The 20,811-nt window shown below is 45.1% G+C and carries 18 protein-coding genes and 1 tRNA gene; 16 read left to right on the forward strand and 3 right to left on the reverse strand.

The window, feature by feature from the left end:
• The first annotated feature begins 5 nt into the window (after positions 1-5).
• The 3 genes from MKY23_RS00820 to MKY23_RS00830 all read left to right on the forward strand — a co-directional run bounded on the left by MKY23_RS00820 (position 6) and on the right by MKY23_RS00830 (position 3,758).
• Positions 6-878 carry a carbohydrate ABC transporter permease gene (locus MKY23_RS00820; protein ID WP_090924781.1) on the forward strand — a complete coding sequence of 291 codons (873 nt, stop codon included), beginning with the start codon at positions 6-8 and terminating at the stop codon, positions 876-878.
• 55 nt (positions 879-933) lie between these two features.
• Positions 934-1,887, forward strand: a complete 954-nt coding sequence (locus MKY23_RS00825) for a TIM barrel protein (protein ID WP_339834546.1) — start codon at positions 934-936, stop codon at positions 1,885-1,887.
• A 128-nt stretch (positions 1,888-2,015) separates the two neighbouring features.
• A complete protein-coding gene (locus tag MKY23_RS00830; protein WP_339834549.1) occupies positions 2,016-3,758 on the forward strand; it encodes a hypothetical protein in 1,743 nt (580 codons plus the stop codon).
• 130 nt (positions 3,759-3,888) lie between these two features.
• On the opposite strand, the gene MKY23_RS00835 is transcribed toward MKY23_RS00830, so the two are convergent.
• Entirely contained in the window at positions 3,889-4,341 is a 453-nt protein-coding gene (locus MKY23_RS00835) for a hypothetical protein (RefSeq protein WP_339834551.1), read from the reverse strand.
• Between the two features lie 397 nt (positions 4,342-4,738).
• Between MKY23_RS00835 and MKY23_RS00840 the strand changes: the two genes are divergently transcribed.
• From MKY23_RS00840 to MKY23_RS00890, 11 genes are all read left to right on the forward strand, one after another.
• Complete coding sequence (locus MKY23_RS00840; protein WP_339834554.1) at positions 4,739-6,487, forward strand: tetratricopeptide repeat protein; 1,749 nt, start codon at positions 4,739-4,741, stop codon at positions 6,485-6,487.
• A 191-nt stretch (positions 6,488-6,678) separates the two neighbouring features.
• Positions 6,679-7,638: a thioredoxin-disulfide reductase gene (gene trxB / locus MKY23_RS00845; RefSeq protein WP_339834557.1), complete on the forward strand. Its 960-nt coding sequence runs from the start codon at positions 6,679-6,681 to the stop codon at positions 7,636-7,638.
• A 164-nt stretch (positions 7,639-7,802) separates the two neighbouring features.
• Positions 7,803-8,834, forward strand: coding sequence for an AI-2E family transporter (locus tag MKY23_RS00850; protein WP_090924787.1), 1,032 nt, complete (start codon positions 7,803-7,805; stop codon positions 8,832-8,834).
• Between the two features lie 413 nt (positions 8,835-9,247).
• A complete protein-coding gene (locus MKY23_RS00855) occupies positions 9,248-10,198 on the forward strand; it encodes an ROK family glucokinase (protein ID WP_123066169.1) in 951 nt (316 codons plus the stop codon).
• A 52-nt stretch (positions 10,199-10,250) separates the two neighbouring features.
• The gene (gene rapZ, locus MKY23_RS00860; RefSeq protein WP_090924789.1) at positions 10,251-11,150 is read left to right on the forward strand and encodes an RNase adapter RapZ; all 900 of its coding nucleotides are present in this window, start codon (positions 10,251-10,253) and stop codon (positions 11,148-11,150) included.
• A 13-nt stretch (positions 11,151-11,163) separates the two neighbouring features.
• Positions 11,164-12,150 carry a YvcK family protein gene (locus tag MKY23_RS00865; protein ID WP_090924790.1) on the forward strand — a complete coding sequence of 329 codons (987 nt, stop codon included), beginning with the start codon at positions 11,164-11,166 and terminating at the stop codon, positions 12,148-12,150.
• A gap of 6 nt (positions 12,151-12,156) precedes the next feature.
• Positions 12,157-13,089, forward strand: coding sequence for a DNA-binding protein WhiA (gene whiA, locus MKY23_RS00870; protein WP_090924791.1), 933 nt, complete (start codon positions 12,157-12,159; stop codon positions 13,087-13,089).
• A 225-nt stretch (positions 13,090-13,314) separates the two neighbouring features.
• Positions 13,315-13,584: an HPr family phosphocarrier protein gene (locus MKY23_RS00875; RefSeq protein WP_090924792.1), complete on the forward strand. Its 270-nt coding sequence runs from the start codon at positions 13,315-13,317 to the stop codon at positions 13,582-13,584.
• Between the two features lie 174 nt (positions 13,585-13,758).
• Entirely contained in the window at positions 13,759-14,511 is a 753-nt protein-coding gene (locus MKY23_RS00880; protein ID WP_154891557.1) for an SIMPL domain-containing protein, read from the forward strand.
• 373 nt (positions 14,512-14,884) lie between these two features.
• On the forward strand, positions 14,885-15,700 hold the full coding sequence (locus tag MKY23_RS00885) for a DUF3298 and DUF4163 domain-containing protein (protein WP_339834565.1): 816 nt from the start codon (positions 14,885-14,887) through the stop codon (positions 15,698-15,700).
• A 172-nt stretch (positions 15,701-15,872) separates the two neighbouring features.
• Positions 15,873-16,970 (forward strand): DUF4163 domain-containing protein, encoded by a 1,098-nt coding sequence (locus MKY23_RS00890; RefSeq protein ID WP_339834568.1) that lies wholly within the window; start codon positions 15,873-15,875, stop codon positions 16,968-16,970.
• A gap of 269 nt (positions 16,971-17,239) precedes the next feature.
• Here MKY23_RS00890 and clpP read toward each other — a convergent pair whose 3' ends face one another.
• Positions 17,240-17,836, reverse strand: a complete 597-nt coding sequence (clpP, locus tag MKY23_RS00895; protein ID WP_090924795.1) for an ATP-dependent Clp endopeptidase proteolytic subunit ClpP — start codon at positions 17,834-17,836, stop codon at positions 17,240-17,242.
• A gap of 180 nt (positions 17,837-18,016) precedes the next feature.
• Positions 18,017-18,091 (reverse strand) — tRNA-Arg (locus MKY23_RS00900).
• A 498-nt stretch (positions 18,092-18,589) separates the two neighbouring features.
• Here MKY23_RS00900 and MKY23_RS00905 point away from each other — a divergent pair.
• On the forward strand, positions 18,590-19,621 hold the full coding sequence (locus MKY23_RS00905) for a sugar-binding domain-containing protein (protein ID WP_221790187.1): 1,032 nt from the start codon (positions 18,590-18,592) through the stop codon (positions 19,619-19,621).
• A 121-nt stretch (positions 19,622-19,742) separates the two neighbouring features.
• A complete protein-coding gene (gene gap / locus MKY23_RS00910) occupies positions 19,743-20,750 on the forward strand; it encodes a type I glyceraldehyde-3-phosphate dehydrogenase (RefSeq protein ID WP_056695277.1) in 1,008 nt (335 codons plus the stop codon).
• Positions 20,751-20,811 lie beyond the last annotated feature (61 nt).

A 20,811-nucleotide genomic window follows, 5' to 3' on the forward strand; every position in this document is an offset into this window, starting at 1 on the left:
CGCAGATGAGTGAACGCACCTCGAACCGGATTTTCGACATTGTCAATGTCACCTTTATTTCATTGTTTGTACTATTCTGTCTTGCTCCGTTCTTACACACGATTGCGATATCACTTAGTTCGAACCGGGCCATAACGTCAGGTGAAGTAACGATTTTCCCGAAAGAGTTCTCTTGGGATGCCTATGGTCAAGTATTCTCGGATAACTCCATGCTGTATTCACTAGGATTTACAGCGCTTCTTACGGTTGCAACAACGGTACTCTGTCTGTTGTTTACCATTGCTGCAGCGTACCCGTTGACGAAGAAAAAATTAAAGGGCCGTAAGTTGTTTATGTACATCATTATTATTACGATGTTCTTCAGCGGCGGGATTATTCCTGAGTATCTGCTGATTCGTGACCTGCATTTGATGAACTCGGTTTGGGCATTGATTTTACCAGGGTTGGTTAGTCCGTTTAACTTGATTATCCTGATCTCCTTCTTCCGCGGAATACCGGATAGCCTGGAAGAGTCCGCCGAAATTGATGGAAGCTCTCATGTGTACACGCTCTTCAAAATCATTTTGCCACTGTCTATGCCGGTACTTGCTACACTTGGTCTGTTCTATGCGGTCGGACGCTGGAATGGCTTCCAGGATTCCCTGATGTACATCACAGATCCGAAGTTATATCCTTTGCAACTGAAGCTCTTTCAAATGGTACAGAACAACATGATAAGTGACCTCACGTTGCTGGAGGGTGCTAGCCGTACAAGATTAACACCAGAGAGTCTTAAAGCTGCAGCAGTTGTCTTTGCAACAGTACCGATCCTGCTGGTATATCCATGGTTGCAAAAGTATTTTGTTAGTGGCGCAATGCAAGGAGCAATCAAAGGTTAATTCGTAGTCCCCATACACGCAAACATCACATTCGGGGAAGGAGAAGGAATGAATTATGCAGGGAATTGACAAGGGAGAATACTCATTCTCTACATGCTGGAATATCAGGAGACATCCTGTAGGCGAGGACATGATTCGGGAAATTGCAGGACTTGGCTTTCGCCGGGTGGAGCTTAACTATAATGTAACGAAGGAAATGCTCACTACAATTGAGCCGATGATTGAGCGCGGAGAGATTGGGGTGTCCAGTGTACACAACACATTCCCCCATGATCCCGATCCTGATTACGGAACCGATTCTGTGCTGCTCGGCTTTGAAGATGAAGTCAAGCGTAAGCGGGCCATTGATCTGCTGGTTGGATCGGCTGAATATGCGCATCGTTATGGAGGGGAAGCGGTCGTTGTACACCCAGGCGAGGTACCTTTCCCACATGATGTCAGCAAGGATCTGGAAAAGCTGTATCGCGAAGAAGGAACGGATTCTCCACATTATCAGAATAAATGGGCAGAGTTCATGGAGCGGCGCGATGCCCTGAGCGCAGGGTATATTGAAAAAATCATCGTCAGTCTGGATGAAGTTTGCAACCGTGCGGTATCCAAGGGGCTAAACGTCCGTTTTGGGATCGAGACCCGCTCAAGACCGCAACAAATCCCTACACTTGCCGAAGCGAAAACGATCATTCAGGCTCTGAAGGGCGCTCCGGTCGGAATTTGGTACGATACGGGTCATGCCATTATGATGGATCGACTGGGACTGTACGATAGTGTAGGTGAGATGCAGGGGCTCATGGATGATATCGTAGGTGTTCATATCCATGAAACACTGGGATTATCGGATCACTGGTGTCCATACGTGCACAGTAAGGATATGCACTTCTATGATGCATATCTGCCTATGATCCGTAAAGCACAGGTGAAGGTATATGAACTGAAGTCAGCCTGTGAACCGGAAGCGATTCACGAAAGTCATGATCTGCTGATGCAGAAACTTGCGAGATTAGAAGTATAGTTAGACAAAGCGATAAGATCGGTTGGCTTGGGCTGTTAGAGCGCACAGCCTGCTGATCTTATCTTTTGATAGGGCTTTATTTGTATGAGTTGATGTTATTGGATGGATGGGATGGAGGGGTAATGTAGATGTATAGACAAATGGTAGAAAGCAATGACAGAGCTACTAAGCGAGGCATAGAGCGGCAGGTGCTTGATTCGGAAAGCCGTTACTATGGTGGAACAATTGATCCTTTTTCGGGTGTGGCTTGGGTTAACCATACGACGGGAACGCCAACAGATATGTGTTTCTGGGGGGCAGCCCTTTCTAATCCAGACTCAACGTATTATCGTGACGAGACTCTGTTAGAGAGACTTCGGCTAGCGAGTGAGTTTGTGTTGCGTCATCAGCACAGTGATGGATCGATATCACCTGGCTGGACAAACTATCACTCCCCGCCAGACACTGCTTTTGTTGTTGTAGGATATTCGCAGTTATATCAACTTTTGAACCAACAGGATTGGGCGCCACTGAAGCCTGTATTGGATAATATGCGATTGTTTCTGGAACGGACGATTCCAGTCATGTTAACGGGAGGTTGTCATACACCAAATCATCGCTGGGTGTTGTGTGCCGCACTTGGTTTTCTGCATGAGATCTTTGGTATAGAGGAAGCGGTGAAACGTGCGGAGCAATGGCTTGCGGAAGGGATTGATATTACCCCTGATGGGGAGTGGACCGAACGTAGCAACGGGATCTACAATGCGGTGAGTGATATTATGCTGATTCATGCCGCACGGTTATTGAACCGTCCTGAACTGCTGGAACCAGTCCGTTTGAACCTTCGGATGATGGTATATCTCGTACACCCTACAGGTGAGATTGTGACTGATTATTCAGGTCGACAGGATCTGGGCAGTAAGCATGGCTTGTCTTCGTATTATTTGCCCTATGCGATTATGGCCAAACTGGATCAAGATCCGATTTTTGCAGGTATGGCTGCTTGGGCAGTTAGTGATTTGACAGATCCAGGTGTGTGTTCCGTGAATGCTCTTGTGAAGTTAATGTTGGAACCGGAACTCATAGAGATCGACGGGGTAAAAGACACATTACCCGAGAAGTATGACATCATACTTAATGAACATTTTGTTAGAGGGGGTTATTTGGAGAGAATCGATTTGGTAGGCCACCATCAACGAATCTCGCACAGTCGGATGCATACGGATTTTGGTGCTTCTGTTGCTCGAATCCGTGATGGAGAAACCAGTTTGACGGTTATGACGGAAGTAGCTCCATTTTTTGCACTTCGTCATGGTGAGGTACGTCTGCTCGCTGTTCAGTTAGCATCTTACTTTAACCCCGGGTATGTACCGATGCAAAATATGACTCGTCTCCCTCAGGGATATCGATTGACTGGGGAACAGAAGAAAGGTTATTACGGTCCTGTTCCTTCGGCTGATTTACCAGCTACAGCTTCTTCATCAATCAGCCCGTGGTATTTGCTTCCGCATCAGACTCGTACACTTACACATGAGCAGACATTCCGTGTTGGTGCCGAGGTACTGCAGACAGACCGCGGCTGGACGATGCATCTGACTGGTGAGGAACCACAGGACATCATGATGCAATTATCCTTTGTATTTGGAAGTGAAGGAGAACTTAGCTGTGAGGATGGCATAGAAACCAGTGATGGTAGTATTCTGTGGAAAGGCGGCAAGCTTCGTTATAGTTGCGCAGAAGATTGGCTTGAGATTGATGGAGGCGAGATGGGACATCTGGCGGCAACGGTGCGTGAAGCCAAAATGCCTGAGAATTGCAAAATTGTACTGGTTAATTTCATGACGCCCTTCGATAAAACGCTGAATATAACCCTTTCTCCGTCACTAGTATGATGAGAAATCTCAGTAAACTTCTTGGCTAAAGTATTTATAGAATTAAGTAATCAGCGTGTACCGATATTCATCCGGTGCACGCTGTTTATGTTTTCTTGAATCTTTTTGTGGTAATAAATGGGATTATGTGTTATGAATTTAGTTGTTCTAACGCAGTTTCAATTGCCTCCTTCATTAATGGATGGTCTTTGCTGTTACTCCAGTAAATAAGGAGAATATTTTCTTTTTCGTATAAGAAAGGTAACGTTGTTGGATTGGTATTTTCTGTGATTTCGTTAAATTCTTTAGCTCCTTTTAAACGATCCTTTTCTGAATTGAAGATATAGAAATGGATAAATTCTTCGGTATTATTGTTTTCTTCTGAGCCTGGCAACTTAACGGAGTACACTTCTGGTATAACATCATTTAATTTCATGGGATATCCGGTTATGCCATAAGGCTCTAATTCTAAATTTTGCGATTTAAGTGCATTGAGCAAATCATCCAAATTTAACTTGTTTTCATTTTCTCTGGAACACCCGACTAAGGCAACGAAGCACATAATAATCATGATTAAGAGCAACTTTGTCTTTGTAATATTCATATGAATTCCCTCTCCTTGGATAATATCGGCTTATTTTTGTCATAGACACAATTTATGTTAATTTTCAATGTGTAAAACTGAGTTAAAGTGATGTATTAGGTGATTTGTATGGGAAATTATATAAAATTAGCATTACAGTAAAAAGATAAACTTATTTTACCATAAACAATTCATACCATTTAAATTCCCTTAAATGGAGAGTGTTATAGAGGGTGTGGAATTTATCTATCTATGAAGCTCCGGACCAATGGTATTTCACTCATAATCGGTATGAAATGCCATCTTAATTATTTGTATTTTTTTCATAAACGACATGAAACTACATATAGCGAAGAGCGCCTAAAGATGTGGTATACTGAAGAGTATGAATGAAAACAAAGAGGAGGTGCCTTGCGAGATGAAGGGCAAGCTAGTGCGGACCGAGGGTCACCTTGCCAATATTATACCGATTCACTTGGATGCTTCTTTCTTTTTTGAAAGAGCTGTCCGCTCGCTGGACCGTAATCATGTCGACAAGGCATTGAAATATTTTCGCAAAGCTGTTGAGTACGAGCCGGAAAATCCGGTGAATCATTGTAATATGGCGGGTATATTATCAGAAAAGGGAGACTATAAAGCTTCCAATGCCATTCTGGCTCATGTGCTGGATGTGGTTGACCCGTCGATGACGGAATGTTATTTCTATATGGCAAACAATTATGCCAACATGGATCAATTTGAGGAAGCCGAGCGGGCGTTGGTCACCTATTTAGAGGAAGACACGCAGGGGCAGTTCATGACGGAAGCAGAAGAGATGATGGAGCTTTTGTATTATGAGCTGGATCGCCCAGCCAAATTAAATCGAATCAAGTCACGCCAGGGGGTTGTGGAGCACGATCAGGCACGTGAGTTGCTGGAAGAAGGGAAGTTTGCCCAAGCTGCAGAACTGCTCGAAGGCATGTCGCCCGATTATCCGGATTATCTTGCTGCCCGTAACAATCTTGCTCTCGCCTATTATTATATGGGACTGTTCTCCAAAGCGAAAGAGACTATTGCTGATGTGCTGGAACAAGAACCGGGCAATCTGCACGCACTATGCAATCTGGCGATCTTTTATCAAAATGAGAATCGGACAGACCAAGTGCTGTTGTTGATTAAAAAACTGCGCGCGATCGTGCCATTCCAGCACGAACAGGTATACAAGCTCGCTACAACAATGGGGATTCTGGGCCAGCATGACGCGGCCTATATTCATTTCCGCCGTTTACTCAAGGGTGAAGAGACCGCTACTGATCCGGCACTGGCGCATTACGCAGCAGTAGCAGCTTTCAACACAGAACGGTATGACATCGCAAAGCGGCTGTGGCATCACGTGAACAAGCTTGACCCAGGTTCTGAGGTGGCTCGTTATTATTTGGACGGCCTTGAAGCGGTAATTCAAGGTGTGCAGGAGCCGAGTAAGTTAAGCTATCACTACCATCTTCCCTTTGACGAGCAGTTCAAGCAATGGGAGGATTACGGTAATGGCATTCCGGAAGAGATGAAAAATGATCCACTGATTCGCTCATCGTTCTTCTGGGCTTTACGTCATGGAGATCAGGCAACCAAGCTGCAGGTTATTCATGCGCTTGGCATGATTGGGGATTATGAGGTGCAACAGGCCTTGCAATTGTTCATTGATGAACCTGGTGAAGAGCCTACCCTGGTCAAGGCGGCGCAAGCCGTTTTACATGATCTGCAAAGGGTTGAACATCCTGAATTGAACGCTGAAGTTTCTCAACCACTTACCCCGGAGGCGGAGGCGTTAAAGACCGTACCTAAGGTGAGTAAGAAGGAAATTACAGGGATTCGACTCGGAAAAGAGACGTCCCCCCATTGGCAGGCTGTTGTTGATCGTGCGCTTCAGATGTCAGAGGCGAGAGCCGAATTACAGCAAGAGATGGAGCGGATCTGGACAGATTATGTTTCCAGGGTTCGACCGGATCTATCTGGTTCTAAACAGATCGAAGGATGGGCTGCAGGACTGGAGTATCTGGCTTCCAAAAACCGTAGCCGGCCCGTTACGTATCAGAGTATCGCTGAACGTTACGGTATATCCGCATCTACTGTCAGCAAATATGCGAGGCAGCTCAATCAGATCTGTAGTGTAACTCCGCCTAACGGATAGAATTCAGAGATATAGGCTCTGTAGAACGTGGCAATTCAAGCTTGAAGCATGGTTGTCCCTGAGAGAAGGATACATTAACCGGGAAAACGGGTAAACTTAACGAATAGGTCTAAAAATGCCTGTAGATATCATCTTGGCAAGTTATTCGCGACCATTACACATCTTAACCTGATGAAGGAGGCTGTATCTATATGTCTAAATACAGAACGATTGTGATCGGAACCGGACCTGCGGGTCTGACAGCAGCGATATACCTGGCTCGTGCGAATCTGAAACCGCTGGTGATTGAAGGTCTTCAGCCAGGTGGGCAATTGACAACGACTACAGACGTCGAGAACTTCCCGGGTTTCCCGCAAGGTATTATGGGGCCTGAGTTGATGGACAACATGCGTAAGCAAGCAGAACGTTTTGGGGCTGAATTCAAGAATGGCTGGGTGGAAGAGGTTGACTTCAGTAAGCAACCTTTTAAAGTAAGTGTGGGGGGCATTGGTGAATTGGAGGCAGACTCCATCATTATCTCCACAGGTGCTTCGGCTCGTTATCTCGGTATTCCGGGTGAGCAGGAAAACGTAGGGCGGGGAGTAAGTACTTGTGCAACATGTGACGGATTTTTCTTCCGCGGCAAAAAGATCGTTGTGGTGGGCGGTGGCGACTCCGCTATGGAAGAAGCAAGCTTTTTGACTCGCTTTGCTACAGATGTTACGTTGGTTCACCGCCGGGATGAACTGCGCGCATCCAAGATTATGCAGGATCGGGCCCGCAGCAACGAGAAAGTGAAATGGGCTTTGAACCGTACACCGCTTGAAGTTGTGCCTGAAGCAATGGGGGTCAAAGGGTTGAAGGTCCGCAACAATGAAACAGGCCAGGAAGAGTTGCTCGAAGCAGATGGTGTATTCGTTGCAATCGGGCACACACCAAACACTGGATTCCTTGGTAACGCTATTGCACTGGATGACCATGGGTATGTTGTGGTGAAGCCAGGAACAACAGAAACCAATATTCCTGGTGTATTTGCTTGTGGTGACGTTCAGGATACAAAATATCGTCAGGCTATTACAGCTGCAGGATCAGGTTGTATGGCGGCGATGGATTGTGAAAAGTTCCTGGAGGGAAGTATCGTGCACGATTGGAGCGAAACGCTGGATAAGTAATACGCATGACAGCCCTACGGTTTGGAATAAACTAGCATAAGAGACAACGGGAAGTCTCATGAACTGAGAGAAGCCGGAGGGCTTCTCTTTTTTTGAAACGATGATGGGCATGATTTCGTATACATAAGGGGTATATTAGCTGTGAGGTGAAGAAGTTGGGGGAAATGATAAAAGATTGGCTTCAGAATGCAACGGTTAGACGTTTTTTGATCCTGCTGTTGTTCTGTTTAATTTTGTTCAGTATGGGGAGTATGCTTCATATGATTCTGCTGTTGTTCCTGGTGACTTATGTCATGAACAGGCTACAGCATCTCATTACAAAAGGTTTGAATCGCTTTTTTCCAATCGACTATAAAGTCGTGGTCATTCTGCTGTATATGATTGTGATAGCCGGAATTGTACTTGGTATATCCAGATATTCACCACGGATTGTGGATCAGGTTGTGCAGTTAACCAACGAGATTATGAAATTTCTCGACACGGCTGATGGTGATAATTTTGCCTCCAAGATCGCAGGTTATCTGCAGTCCTTCGACATTAAAAATTATACCAACGAAGCGCTGAAATACATTTTTGCCTTTAGTAAATGGCTGGAATTCATCCTGTTGGTTATTATTTTGAGTTTGTTCTTCCTGTTGCAGAAAAAAGAAATCTATAAATTCACGTCCAAGTTCAAAACAAGTAAAATCGGTTGGTTCTATAATGAAGTGGCATACCTGGGCGACAAATTTGTATCTTCTTTTGGTAAAGTCATTGAAGCGCAGTTGCTAATTGCCGTATTTAATACGGTGCTGACGATGCTCGGATTGTGGATCTTAGGTTACCCTTACCTATTCGCGTTAACAATTATGGTCTTCCTGCTCAGTCTGGTGCCTGTTGCAGGGGTTATGATCTCCCTTGTGCCGCTCTGTCTGATCGGGTATCAAATGGGCGGATTGCAGATGGCCATCATCGTGATCGTTATGATCATCATTATTCATGCGCTGGAAACATACTTCCTGAATCCGAAGCTCATGGCGCACAAGACCAAGTTACCGATGTTTTACACCTTTATCGTGCTGATTCTGTCGCAACATTTCCTCGGCATCTGGGGCTTGATTATTGGTATTCCAATCTTTGTCTTCATGCTGGACATTCTGGATGTAAACAAGATGGAGAAGACCGAAGAGCCTGTGCGAGTAGAGACGAAGTTGTAATTTGATTCTTGAGAGTTTCTAAACTGTGCAAAAAAAAGAATAAACGCCTCCAGTGCTTCGCTGGATGGCGTTTTTTTGTTATACCCGCACCTGAGGTGAGGGGTATCATGGGTGATTTAGTTAACAATGTCATGGTGATCAGATGACCATTGTCATTTTGTATGAATGGAACGAGGGATAATGAAATATCATGAGTTGAGGCTCCCCTTTCTATCAGGGGAGGAGGGAGCATGGCGTTTTAATAGATTAAAATGAGGTTGTATACGCATTCAAAAATGGTGTGTGATGTCGTTCACAACCCTGCCAAAGCATGTTGCGCGTGAGGTCTTCTCGTCTTGACCCCGGCGTATCCTTCAATTATAGTTGGTACGTAGGACTTAAACTATTTTAGATAGATAAAGGTGGCTTGCAGCATGTCTGAGAAAATCTACGTTGGGGTCGATCTCGGCGGAACAGCAATCAAGGTCGGTATATGTGATGATCAAGGTCAGCTTATGCATACGTATGAAGGACCGACTGAAGTGGACCAGGGCGTTGACACGGTTATCGCCAACATCGAGAAGTATGTCCGTCATATCGTAGCCGAATCGCCATACAGCTGGGAACAGCTTGAGGGTGTCGGAGCAGGAGTCGCCGGTTTCACGAATGTACGCGAGGGGATTATTGTTCATGCTCCTAACATCGGATTTCGGAATGTAGCCATTCGTTCGGTTCTGGAAGAGCGTCTGGGCAAGCCTGTCAAAATAGATAATGATGCGAACGTTGCTGCTCTGGGTGAAGCTTGGGCTGGAGCCGGCAAGGGTGTAGACAATTGTGTATGCTTCACACTCGGTACAGGCGTTGGCGGCGGTCTCATCCTGAACGGTAAAATCTATCAAGGGTTTTCCGGCATGGCCGGGGAACTGGGCCACATCAGTGTTGTGCCTGATCTGGAAGCAATCAAGTGTGGCTGTGGTAAAATGGGATGTGTAGAGACGGTATCATCCGCAACAGGTATCATTCGCATGGCGAAGGATGCTGTAGAGCGTGGTGATCATACGTCCCTTGCTTTGGTAGACAAAATCGCTGCCAAGGAAGTGTTTGATGCGGCCAAAGCAGGCGATGAAGTGGCACTGCGGATTGTAAACCGTGCGGCTTATTATTTGGGCAAATCCATGGCAACCGTAGCGGCTGTACTGAACCCGGAATTATTCATTGTTGGCGGTGGAGTATCCAAGGCAGGCGACTTCTTGTTTGATGAGATTCGGACTGTGTTTGCTCAATTGACTCCAGAGCCGTTGCAACAAGGTGTTCAGATTTTGGAAGCTACACTGGGTAATGATGCAGGAATCGTAGGCGCGGCAGGTCTCCTCTTACGTTCGTAGTACCTTTGTAACACGATATATCCGACAGCAATATGATAAGGAGGGGACATTTATGCTTGACGGTGAAGGCTCACCAGGCACAGGCGCCACGCTCATTATCATTACGGGCATGTCCGGAGCGGGTAAAACGATAGCTGTGCAGAGCCTGGAAGATCTGGGGTTTTTCTGCGTAGATAATTTACCGCCTGTTCTAATTCCTAAATTCGCGGAATTGATCGAACAGTCGAATGGCAAGATTGGCAAGGTAGCGCTGGTCATCGATCTTAGGGGACGTGAATTTTTCACAGCATTGTCCGAGTCTTTAAACTATATCAAGGATCATTTTACGATTCACTGCGAAATTCTATTTTTGGATGCAACCGATTCGGTTCTGGTTCAACGTTACAAAGAGAGTAGACGTAGACATCCGTTAGCGCCAGAAGGTATGCCGCTGGATGGCATTAAGCTGGAGCGCAAGATGCTGGAGGAACTTAAAAATTCAGCAACTCAGGTGCTGAATACCAGCACCATGAAGCCTGCTCAATTGAAGGAGCGCATCATCTCACGTTTCTCTCACTTGGAGAGCCAGATGTTGTCCGTGAATATAACGTCCTTCGGATTTAAATACGGTATTCCGATTGATGCGGATCTCGTATTTGATGTTCGTTTTTTACCGAATCCGCATTATATTGATCATTTGCGGCCGAATACAGGACAAAATAGTGAAGTGTATGAATATGTTATGAAATGGCCGGAAACGCAAGCGTTTCTGACCAAGCTGCTGGATATGCTGCATTTTCTGATTCCGCAATACCGGAAGGAAGGCAAAAGCCAGGTTATTATTGGAATCGGCTGTACCGGAGGCAAGCATCGTTCGGTAGCAATATCGGAATATTTGGGCAAAATGCTCGGAAGCAGTGAGACTGAAGCTGTTACCGTAAGCCACCGCGACGCTGACCGGGACCGTCATTGAAGAGGGTGAAGGGATGAAAGAGGCCGGACCACGGAGAGAACGTCCGAGAATCGTTGTTATGGGCGGCGGAACCGGATTATCTGTGATGTTACGCGGTTTAAAAGAGAAGCCGATGGATATCACGGCCATCGTTACGGTTGCTGATGACGGTGGGAGTTCAGGGATCTTGCGCAGTGAGTTGCAAATGCCGCCGCCAGGCGACATTCGTAACGTTCTCACCGCGCTGGCAGATGTTGAGCCACTGCTTTCGGACATGTTAAAGTATCGTTTCAATACAGGCGCGGGGCTTGCAGGCCACAGCCTGGGTAATTTGATATTGGCTGCAATGACGGATATATCAGGCGACTTTGTGACCGCTGTGCGGGAGCTTAGCCGCGTGTTTGCCGTTAGAGGTCAGGTGCTTCCGGCAGCAGGTCAAGCTGTTGTGTTACACGCTGAGATGGAGGATGGATCAATTATTACTGGTGAGTCCAAAATCCCTGAAGCAGGCGGGCGTATTAAACGTGTCTTTCTTGAACCGGATCACGTGGAGCCGTTGCCAGAAGCTGTGGAGGCTATACGCCAAGCAGATGCGATTCTGATTGGCCCAGGTAGTCTATACACGAGCATCCTTCCTAATCTGCTTGTGCCCAAACTGGCAGAAGCTGTCGTTGAAACGGATGCGGTGAAGATGTTTATTTGTAACGTAATGACACAGCCGGGAGAGACCGATAATTATACAGTGAGTGATCATCTTAAGGCAGTGCATGATCATATTGGTCACCAGCTCTTTGACTACGTGATCGTGAACAATGGTGACATTCCGCTACAAGTGCAGAATAAGTATGCGGAAAAAGGAGCAAAACCGGTTGTTCTCGATATGAATGTGCTGAAAAGTTCAGGTTATCAGGTTGTCGCAGATACGCTGGTATTGTTCAAAACCTATCTGCGCCATGATGCTGATAAGCTCAGCCATCATATTTACCAACTGGTCCAAAATTGGATGTTACGGAAGAGGTGAAGTCCCATGTCATTTGCAGCACAGACCAAAAAAGAATTAACGATGATTGAAAGTGAAGCGTGCTGCGAACAGGCGGAACTTTCAGCCCTCATCCGTATGCTTGGTGCAGTGCAGTTATCGAATAAAAAAGTCATCTTGGATATTTCGACAGAGAATGCTGCGATCGCAAGAAGGGCATACTCTCTGCTTAAAAAGCATTTTCAAGTGCATACGGAATTGTTGGTTCGCAAAAAAATGCGGCTGAAGAAGAACAATGTGTATATTGTTCGTGTTCCGTCTATGGTTCAGGAGATTCTAAAGGAGCTGCACATCGTCTCTGAAGGATTCTTGTTTACTCCTGGCATTAATGAAGAGTTACTGGAGAAGAATTGTTGTAAGCGAGCCTATCTTCGTGGTGCGTTTCTGGCAGGTGGTTCCGTAAATAACCCGGAGGGCTCCTCATATCATCTGGAGATTGCGTCCATGTATGAAGAGCATTGTCAGGCACTGGTGGATTTGGCTAATGAATTTCATCTTAATGCCCGGTGTATAGAAAGGAAAAAAGGATTCATCCTATACATTAAGGAAGGCGAGAAAATCATTGAGTTGCTTAGCATCATTGGTGCTCACCAGGCCTTGTTCAAGTTTGAAGATGTTCGAATTATGCGGGACATGCGTAACTCGGTGAATCGAATTGTCAATTGTGAGACAGCTAATCTGAACAAAACGATTGGCGCAGCGGTTAGACAAATCGACAATATCCGTTTACTGCAAAAGGAAGTAGGTCTGGAATCTCTTCCGGATAAGCTACGTGAGGTAGCTGAGGTAAGGCTTGCTCATCCCGATATCAATCTGAAGGAAGTAGGCGAATTGCTAAAAGGTACGGTGAGCAAATCGGGCGTGAACCATCGCCTTCGGAAGATTGATGAGCTTGCTGAGAAAGTGCGTGCGGAACGTTAAAGTTGAAGGTTGAAACGAATCATTTAGGTTTAAGGTTTGTTATGACCTTACCAGGTCGTGTTGGGTTACTCGTGCGGGTGAAGGAGAGGCTTCGGCTCTGGATTTTTGCCTATGCTGGCGGGCTATGTTTTTTCTTCTAGTGTCCTGCACGGGTTAATGGTATAATGTTGTATAAATATAATTGTGTATTTAATGTCCAGATTTCATAATAGGGGGTAAGTTTCTATGACAAAGCACCCGGTAGTTGTCCGTTTGAAAACGGGTCTCCATGCCAGACCTGCAGCACTGTTCGTTCAGGAAGCGAATAAGTACTCATCTGAAGTGTTCGTCGAGAAGGACGATAAAAAAGTAAATGCTAAAAGTATCATGGGAATCATGAGCCTTGCGATCAGTACAGGTACAGAAATCCATATTAGTGCTGAAGGCGCGGATGCGGATCAGGCTGTAAACGCTTTAGTTAGTCTGGTTAGCAAAGAAGAGCTTGAGAATCAATAAGCTTCATGAACTCCATTCAATCCATGAAGAAGTCCCGCAAGGGGCTTTTTTGCGTTTTATATAAAATTTAATTAAACGGGTCCGTCAAGTGCAACATTATGGAATTTGTCCCGTCTGTTAAGGTATCAAATCGCTTCAAGTTTGAGAAGTTAACATATGAGGAGGTTATTCGTAATGGGTAAACAATGGATGAAACCGTTTGGTGCAGTGCTGGTGGCAAGTTCGTTGCTGGTCGGAGGAACGGCTTATGTAGCTCCAGGAAATTATGCTTATGCTGCCGAAGTTCAGGGCGTACAGCAAAATGTAATCAATGTCGTAGGTAAAGGTGAGATTCAAGTGAAGCCGGATATTGCCTATCTGTCCATCGGTGTGAACAGTACTGCCGATACTGCGGCGTCAGCTCAGAAGGCAAATGCTGCTAAGATTCAAAAGGTTACTAATTTGCTGAAAAACACATGGAAGATTAGTGCCGATGATATTCAAACCAGTCAATTTTACGTGCAACCAAACTACACGTATAGCGAAAAAGATGGACAGAAAATTAAAGGTTACACAGCACATCACACATTGACAGTAACATATCGTGATATGGACAAGATTGGTGAACTGCTGGATGCAGCCTCCCAAGCAGGGGCCAATAATATTGAAAATGTACGCTTTACAGTAGAGAATCCAGAGAAATACGAATCCGAAGTGATTGCTAAGGCGGTAGCTAATGCAGATGTGAAAGCAGGAGCGATCGCTAAAGCGGTTAAACGTCAGCTGGGTACTGTTCTATCGGTAAGTCAGCCGGATGCTAATGTTCCTGTGTTCTATGCATCAGAGCTCATGTCGCAAGCGAAGAGTGAATCAGATGCAGGTACACAGATCGAAGCTGGTCAGGTCAAAGTAAGTACCGTTCTGAATATCACATATGAGATGAAGTAAGGAACTTTGCACTTCACGGGATAAAATATTAAATATTAAGAATTTAAAATAATGACAAAAGCACTGTCCTTCGGGGCAGTGTTTTTTTGTTGCACATGCTGGCTTTGAGGAAGTAAGGGGAGAATTATTATTAAAATACCTACAGGAGAATAGGGTATATTATGTCGTTTTTGTATCATTGTTCGTGACAAAACGTTCATTTTAGATAGGTGAAATTGTCTGGTTTTCATCAATATTGTAACTGGAGCTGTAAATCTTTCGTTAGTTTAGCTAGCTATAATAAATAACGTAAGCGTCATGACCTACGCAATTAAAATAGTTTTACATAAAGCACTGGCGCAATAACACCAAAATGTTGAGAGGGGATTAATGAATGAAACCATGGAATAGTGCACTGCTCGCGGCAGGCATCTTAATAGGTGGGGGTTCCGTATGGCAGGGGAGTTTTGCTCAAGCAGCTTTCGTACCTTCTAAAGTAACAACTCCGATTGAAATTGCATTAAAAGCAGAAGGAAATAGCAAGGGAAGCACCTCCCCAACGCTGATCTCGAGCAAAGTGAAACAAAGCAAAGTAAAGGTATTATCAACTACCGCCAAAGTCCAGATTAAAAACACAGAGGTGGCTTTGGAATATCCCCAAGTGAGCGGATTGAACAACAAAAAGGCTGAATCGGCTATCAACAAGGTGCTGAAAAACGAGGTTGATGCATTGGTGGCAAATTTCAAAAAAGAAGCAAAGGGATTTGAAAAACCTACAGCAGAGCACCCGCATGAATTAATGAGTTCATATGAGGTGATGTATAACGAGAATGGTGTAATTAGTTTTGTAACGTCAAGTTACGCAATTCACGGAGGGGCAAACGGTAAAAATATTCGTAATGGACACACATTTGCACTGAGTACAGGCAAAGAGTTGACTCTGTATGATGTCTTGCAAAACAGTAAATCCATGCTTGATAAGCTCAGCAAGAACGTTGGGGAGCAGTTGGAAGCTAAATACAACGTCCGAAGCGAATATAAAGGTCTGGATAAAGATCAGGATTTCTATGTAACTCCTAAAGGGGTCGTGGTGTTCTTCCAACAATATGAGTACACTTCCCGTGCAGAAGGGTTTCCCGAATTTACTTTTAAATATAAAGAAGTTCTTCCTAAAGGAGCAGTACCTTTCAGTAACCTGAAAAAGAAATAAATGACGAACATGAAAAGAAGATTTAATTTCGCAAATTGGAACAATAGCTGCAGATCTTCCCAGGAATGGGTTAATGGTTAGTAAGAGGTTAGCGTGTGACTAATACACAATCGTCGTATATGGTGACGTAAGCAATGAATCTGAGGGTGAATAACAGAGAGGAGTTTTTTAGATGAAAACATGGAAAAAGTGGACGAGTGCATTATTGGCAGCAGGTGTAATTATGGGAGGAAGTACAGCGTGGGTGGATCAATCGGTTCAAGCAGCATCCGTATCTGCCAAAGTAACTGCACCGGCTGAAGTAACGTTGAAATCAGGTGGAAAAACCCTCACGCAAAAAGGGTTGCTCCAAGGTGGATCTACATGGGTGGCGCTGACAGCAGTTAAGGATGTAGCAGGTGGGACATTGAAATATGATGCAAAAACAAAGTCATATACCGTAACTGCAGCGAACAATGCAATGACTGTGAGTTTGATGGATGGACAGCCAAACGTGTATATTAATGGTTTTTATCCTCAAGTGGAAGCAAAGTTGATCCAGGGTCGTTTGTACATCCCGTTCTCTGCAATGAGAGATTATTTGGGTGTACAGGGTAACTGGGATGCCAAAACCAAAACACTGACCCTGAGTAAAGTGAAACAAAATAACGTTCAGGTAAAATCGACCAAAGCGAGTGTAACCGTTAAAAATGCTGAGGTGGATGTGCAATACCCGCAAGTGAGCGGACTAGCGAGCAAAGAGGCCGAAGCTGCGATTAACAAAGTGCTCAAAGATGAAGTGGACACCGCTGTTGCGGCGTTCAAAAAACAAACGTCAGAATTCGGTGGAGCAACCGCAAATCGTCCATATGCATTCGAAGCTTCTTATGTGGTGACTTACAATGAGAACGGTGTGCTGGGTCTGATCACTCAACGTTATGAGGACTATGCAGGCGCACATGGCATGACGACTCGCACCGGTCATACGTTTGCTCTCGACACAGGTAAAGAGCTGTCACTGGATGATGTAATTGCAAACAGCAAATCGATGCGTGAAACGATCAGCAAAAAGGTTGGCGAGCAACTGAAAGCGAACGCGGGAGCCCTGAACGACTACAAAGGCCTTAACAAAGATCAGGATTTCTACGTGACACCAACAGGCGCAGTGGTATTCTTCCAGTTGTATGAGTACACCGCGTATGCGGAGGGCTTCCCTGAATTCAAGTTCACTTACAAGGATATTCTGCCTGAAGGAACCGCACCATTCAGCAACGTAGCTTCTGAGAAGTAAGTTCGTTTTAGCTTAGATGAAATCATAAAATGAAATAAATTCAAGTCAAAACAAGACAAGAGCACTTATACCCTTTATTCGTGAAAAATAATAAACCAGAAGCCTCCGTCAAAGCAAGAATGACGGGGGCTTCTGGTTTATGCAGGCAAGGCACCCCAAGTCCGGGTGGTGAGATTGCCTGTTATAATTAAAAAGCACAGAGCGTGCTCACCTATATTCAAGTGATGCCCGCCCTGCGCTTATTTACGTTGTCTCCAGGCAGCTAAAGCTTAGATGCCTTGGGAGCCTACGTTTTGGATTACTTTATCGATGATACCATAATCGGCTGCTTCAGCAGCACTCATGAAGTAATCACGATCTGTATCTTTTTCGATACGCTCCAGGGGTTGACCTGTGCGCTCGGAGATGATGCGGTTCAAGGTATCACGCATTTTCAGAATGCGACGTGCACGGATTTCGATGTCCGAAGCTTGACCTTGTGCACCACCAAGAGGTTGGTGAATCATAATTTCACTGTTTGGCAACGCAAAACGTTTGCCTTTTGCACCGGCATTCAACAAGAATGCACCCATGGAAGCCGCCATACCTACGCAGATCGTAGATACATCCGGTTTAATGAACTGCATTGTATCGTAAATTGCCATCCCCGCTGTGATGGATCCGCCTGGACTGTTGATGTATAGGTGAATGTCTTTCTCCGGATCTTCCGCTGCCAGGAACAACATCTGTGCCATGATGGCATTCGCGACAACGTCATTCACGTCGCTGCCAAGGAAAATGATACGATCCTTCAGCAATCTGGAATAAATATCATAGGCGCGCTCACCCCGGTTGCTCTGTTCAACGACCATTGGAATATAACTCACGTGAAAAACCTCCTCGGAAATGTAAATGTTAAATGGTGTTTATACTTAAACTGTTACCGTATTAACCACATCATAAACAATCTCAAACAAAAAGTCAAAGAAAGTCAAACTAAGTTTGAAAAAAAAGAAACCTTTCCGGTTTCGTTGGTTAAATGCATTATGAGCTGTTAAAAAATTAAGTGGCGCGCCCGCCAAGAATCGAACTTGGATCTCAGGCTTCGGAGGCCTACGTCATATCCATTGGACCACGGGCGCAAATTATGTGACAGCAATAATGATTATAGCTTATGCACTGGTGAATTGCAAGCAGTTGCTTTGCATGAACATGGTGTGGTTTTCCTTACGATGAATGGGCTCACGTTGTCTTTCATGAATGGGCTGAGCTATTCCGAAGATGGTTTGAATTGTTTCGGAAATGATCATGATGAAGAAGAATGGATAAAGCTTGTATTTCGGTACATGCTATTAGAGGTTTTGGACATGCCCTATGAAAATGAAACACAGCAAGATATAGATGTTATGTGTGGACTTCTTCTATATATGGTGTGAGATCCTCATTTCCTTATCTCGATGTGTAAAGGTTGTGAAAATAGGCGCGTACAAACGCCTGCTAACCTGTCGAAATAAGCAATCGAAACACTTGCATCTCGCGTCAGTTTTAGGTAGAATGAACGTGGGACTTAAAAAGTTAACCCGGGACATTTTAAGGCCATGCAGAAAGCTTGGAACATGAAGCTTGCGGGAGTGGAAAGCATGCGAACGATCTTGGAAGTGCAAAAGCAGCTTCTGCCCGATCTCATGGATGTCTTGAAAAAACGCTATACGATTCTGCACCAGATCATGTTATCGGATGTGATTGGGCGGAGAACGTTAGCCAATTCCATGCAGATGACCGAGCGGGTTCTGAGAGCTGAGACCGATCTGTTAAAGGCTCAGGGACTTATCGAAATTGACAGTGCAGGGATGAAGATCAGCGAGGCGGGTTATAATTTGCTGCAGCAATTAGAACCTGTCGCGAAAGAGCTGTTTGGATTATCCGAGCTGGAAGAGCGAATCAAGCAAGCCTACGGTCTGCAAAAGGTAGTCGTGGTTCCTGGTGATTCGGATATATCTCCTTACGCCAAAAGGGAGCTTGGAAGAGCTGGAGCAAAAGCTCTCAGCAGTATCATGAATGACAACGACGTTGTCGCTGTAACAGGCGGATCAACAACGGCCGAAGTCGCAGAACAACTCACACCACCGACTTCAATGAAGGGTGTCTGGTTTGTACCAGCACGTGGCGGGTTGGGAGAGAGCCTGGAAATTCAGGCAAATACGATTGCATCCACGATGGCAAAACGGACAGGGGCTCAATACAAACTCCTGCATGTACCGGATTTGCTTAGTGACCATGCCTATGAATCACTGATCCAGGACCCGGGAGTTCAGGAGATTTTACAGCTGATCAGGCAATCGCGCATCGTAATTCATGGCATTGGTGATGCTGTGGAGATGGCGAAGAGACGCAAGCTTGCACCGGAGATCATTGACGAACTTCAGGAGCAGGGAGCTGTATCGGAGTCCTTCGGGTATTACTTCAATGGTCAGGGTGAGGTGGTACATACCATGCTTACGCTGGGCATGCGGCTTCAGGATATCGAACGCACCGATGTAGTCATTGGCATTGCGGGCGGCAAAAGCAAGGCAGCTGCCATCCATTCCGTACTGCGGTTCGGACAGGAAGATATTCTGATTATTGATGAGGCTGCGGCCGAAGTCATCGTCGCTGACATGGAAAAGATCTAACTTTTCAGAGATGAAATGGTTTTATTTTGAACACAACTCTTGTTGTCTTGACGGACTTTACCGTCTGTCTTGAATATATAGTTTCATAAAAAACTAATCAAAACTTGGGAGGAACTTACTCATGATTAAAGTAGGTATTAACGGTTTTGGACGTATTGGTCGTTTGGCATTCCGCCGTATTCAAAATGTAGAGGGCATTGAAGTTGTAGCAATCAACGACTTGACTGACGCTAAAATGCTGGCTCATTTGCTCAAATATGATACAACTCAAGGTCGCTTCGATGGCGATGTTGAAGTACATGATGGTTTCTTCAAAGTAAACGGCAAAGAAGTTAAAGTACTTGCTAACCGTAACCCTGAAGAACTGCCTTGGGGAGACCTGGGTGTAGACATCGTTCTGGAATGTACTGGTTTCTTCACAACAAAAGAAGCTGCTGAGAAACACTTGAAAGGTGGAGCTAAGAAAGTTGTTATCTCCGCACCAGCTACTGGCGACATGAAAACCATCGTTTACAACGTAAACCATGAAATTCTCGACGGTACTGAAACTGTAATCTCCGGCGCATCTTGCACAACAAACTGCCTGGCACCTATGGCAAAAACACTGCAAGACAAATTCGGAATCGTTCAAGGTTTGATGACTACAATTCACGCTTACACTGGCGACCAAAACACATTGGATGCTCCACACCCTAAAGGTGACTTCCGTCGTGCTCGCGCAGCAGCTGAAAACATCATTCCTAACACAACTGGTGCTGCTAAAGCAATCGGTCTGGTTATCCCTGAACTGCAAGGCAAATTGGATGGTGCAGCTCAACGTGTACCAGTAGCTACTGGTTCCCTGACTGAGCTTGTAACTGTTCTGGGCAAAAAAGTTACTGCTGAAGAAGTTAACGCAGTTATGAAAGAAGCTTCCGATCCACAAACTTTCGGATACACTGAAGACGAAATCGTATCTTCCGATATCCAAGGAATCACTTTCGGTTCCCTGTTTGATGCAACTCAAACTAAAGTTCTGACTGTTGGCGACCAACAACTGGTTAAAACTGTAGCTTGGTATGACAACGAAATGTCCTACACAGCTCAATTGGTTCGCACATTGGAGCACTTTGCAAAAATGATCAAGTAATATCTGTAATAACATAGAGCGGAAACAGATTGTTATTGTTTCCGCTCTTTATATATGGATA

It is taken from the genome of Paenibacillus sp. FSL R7-0272 (assembly GCF_037969905.1).
Classification (GTDB): Bacteria; Bacillota; Bacilli; order Paenibacillales; family Paenibacillaceae; genus Paenibacillus; species Paenibacillus polysaccharolyticus.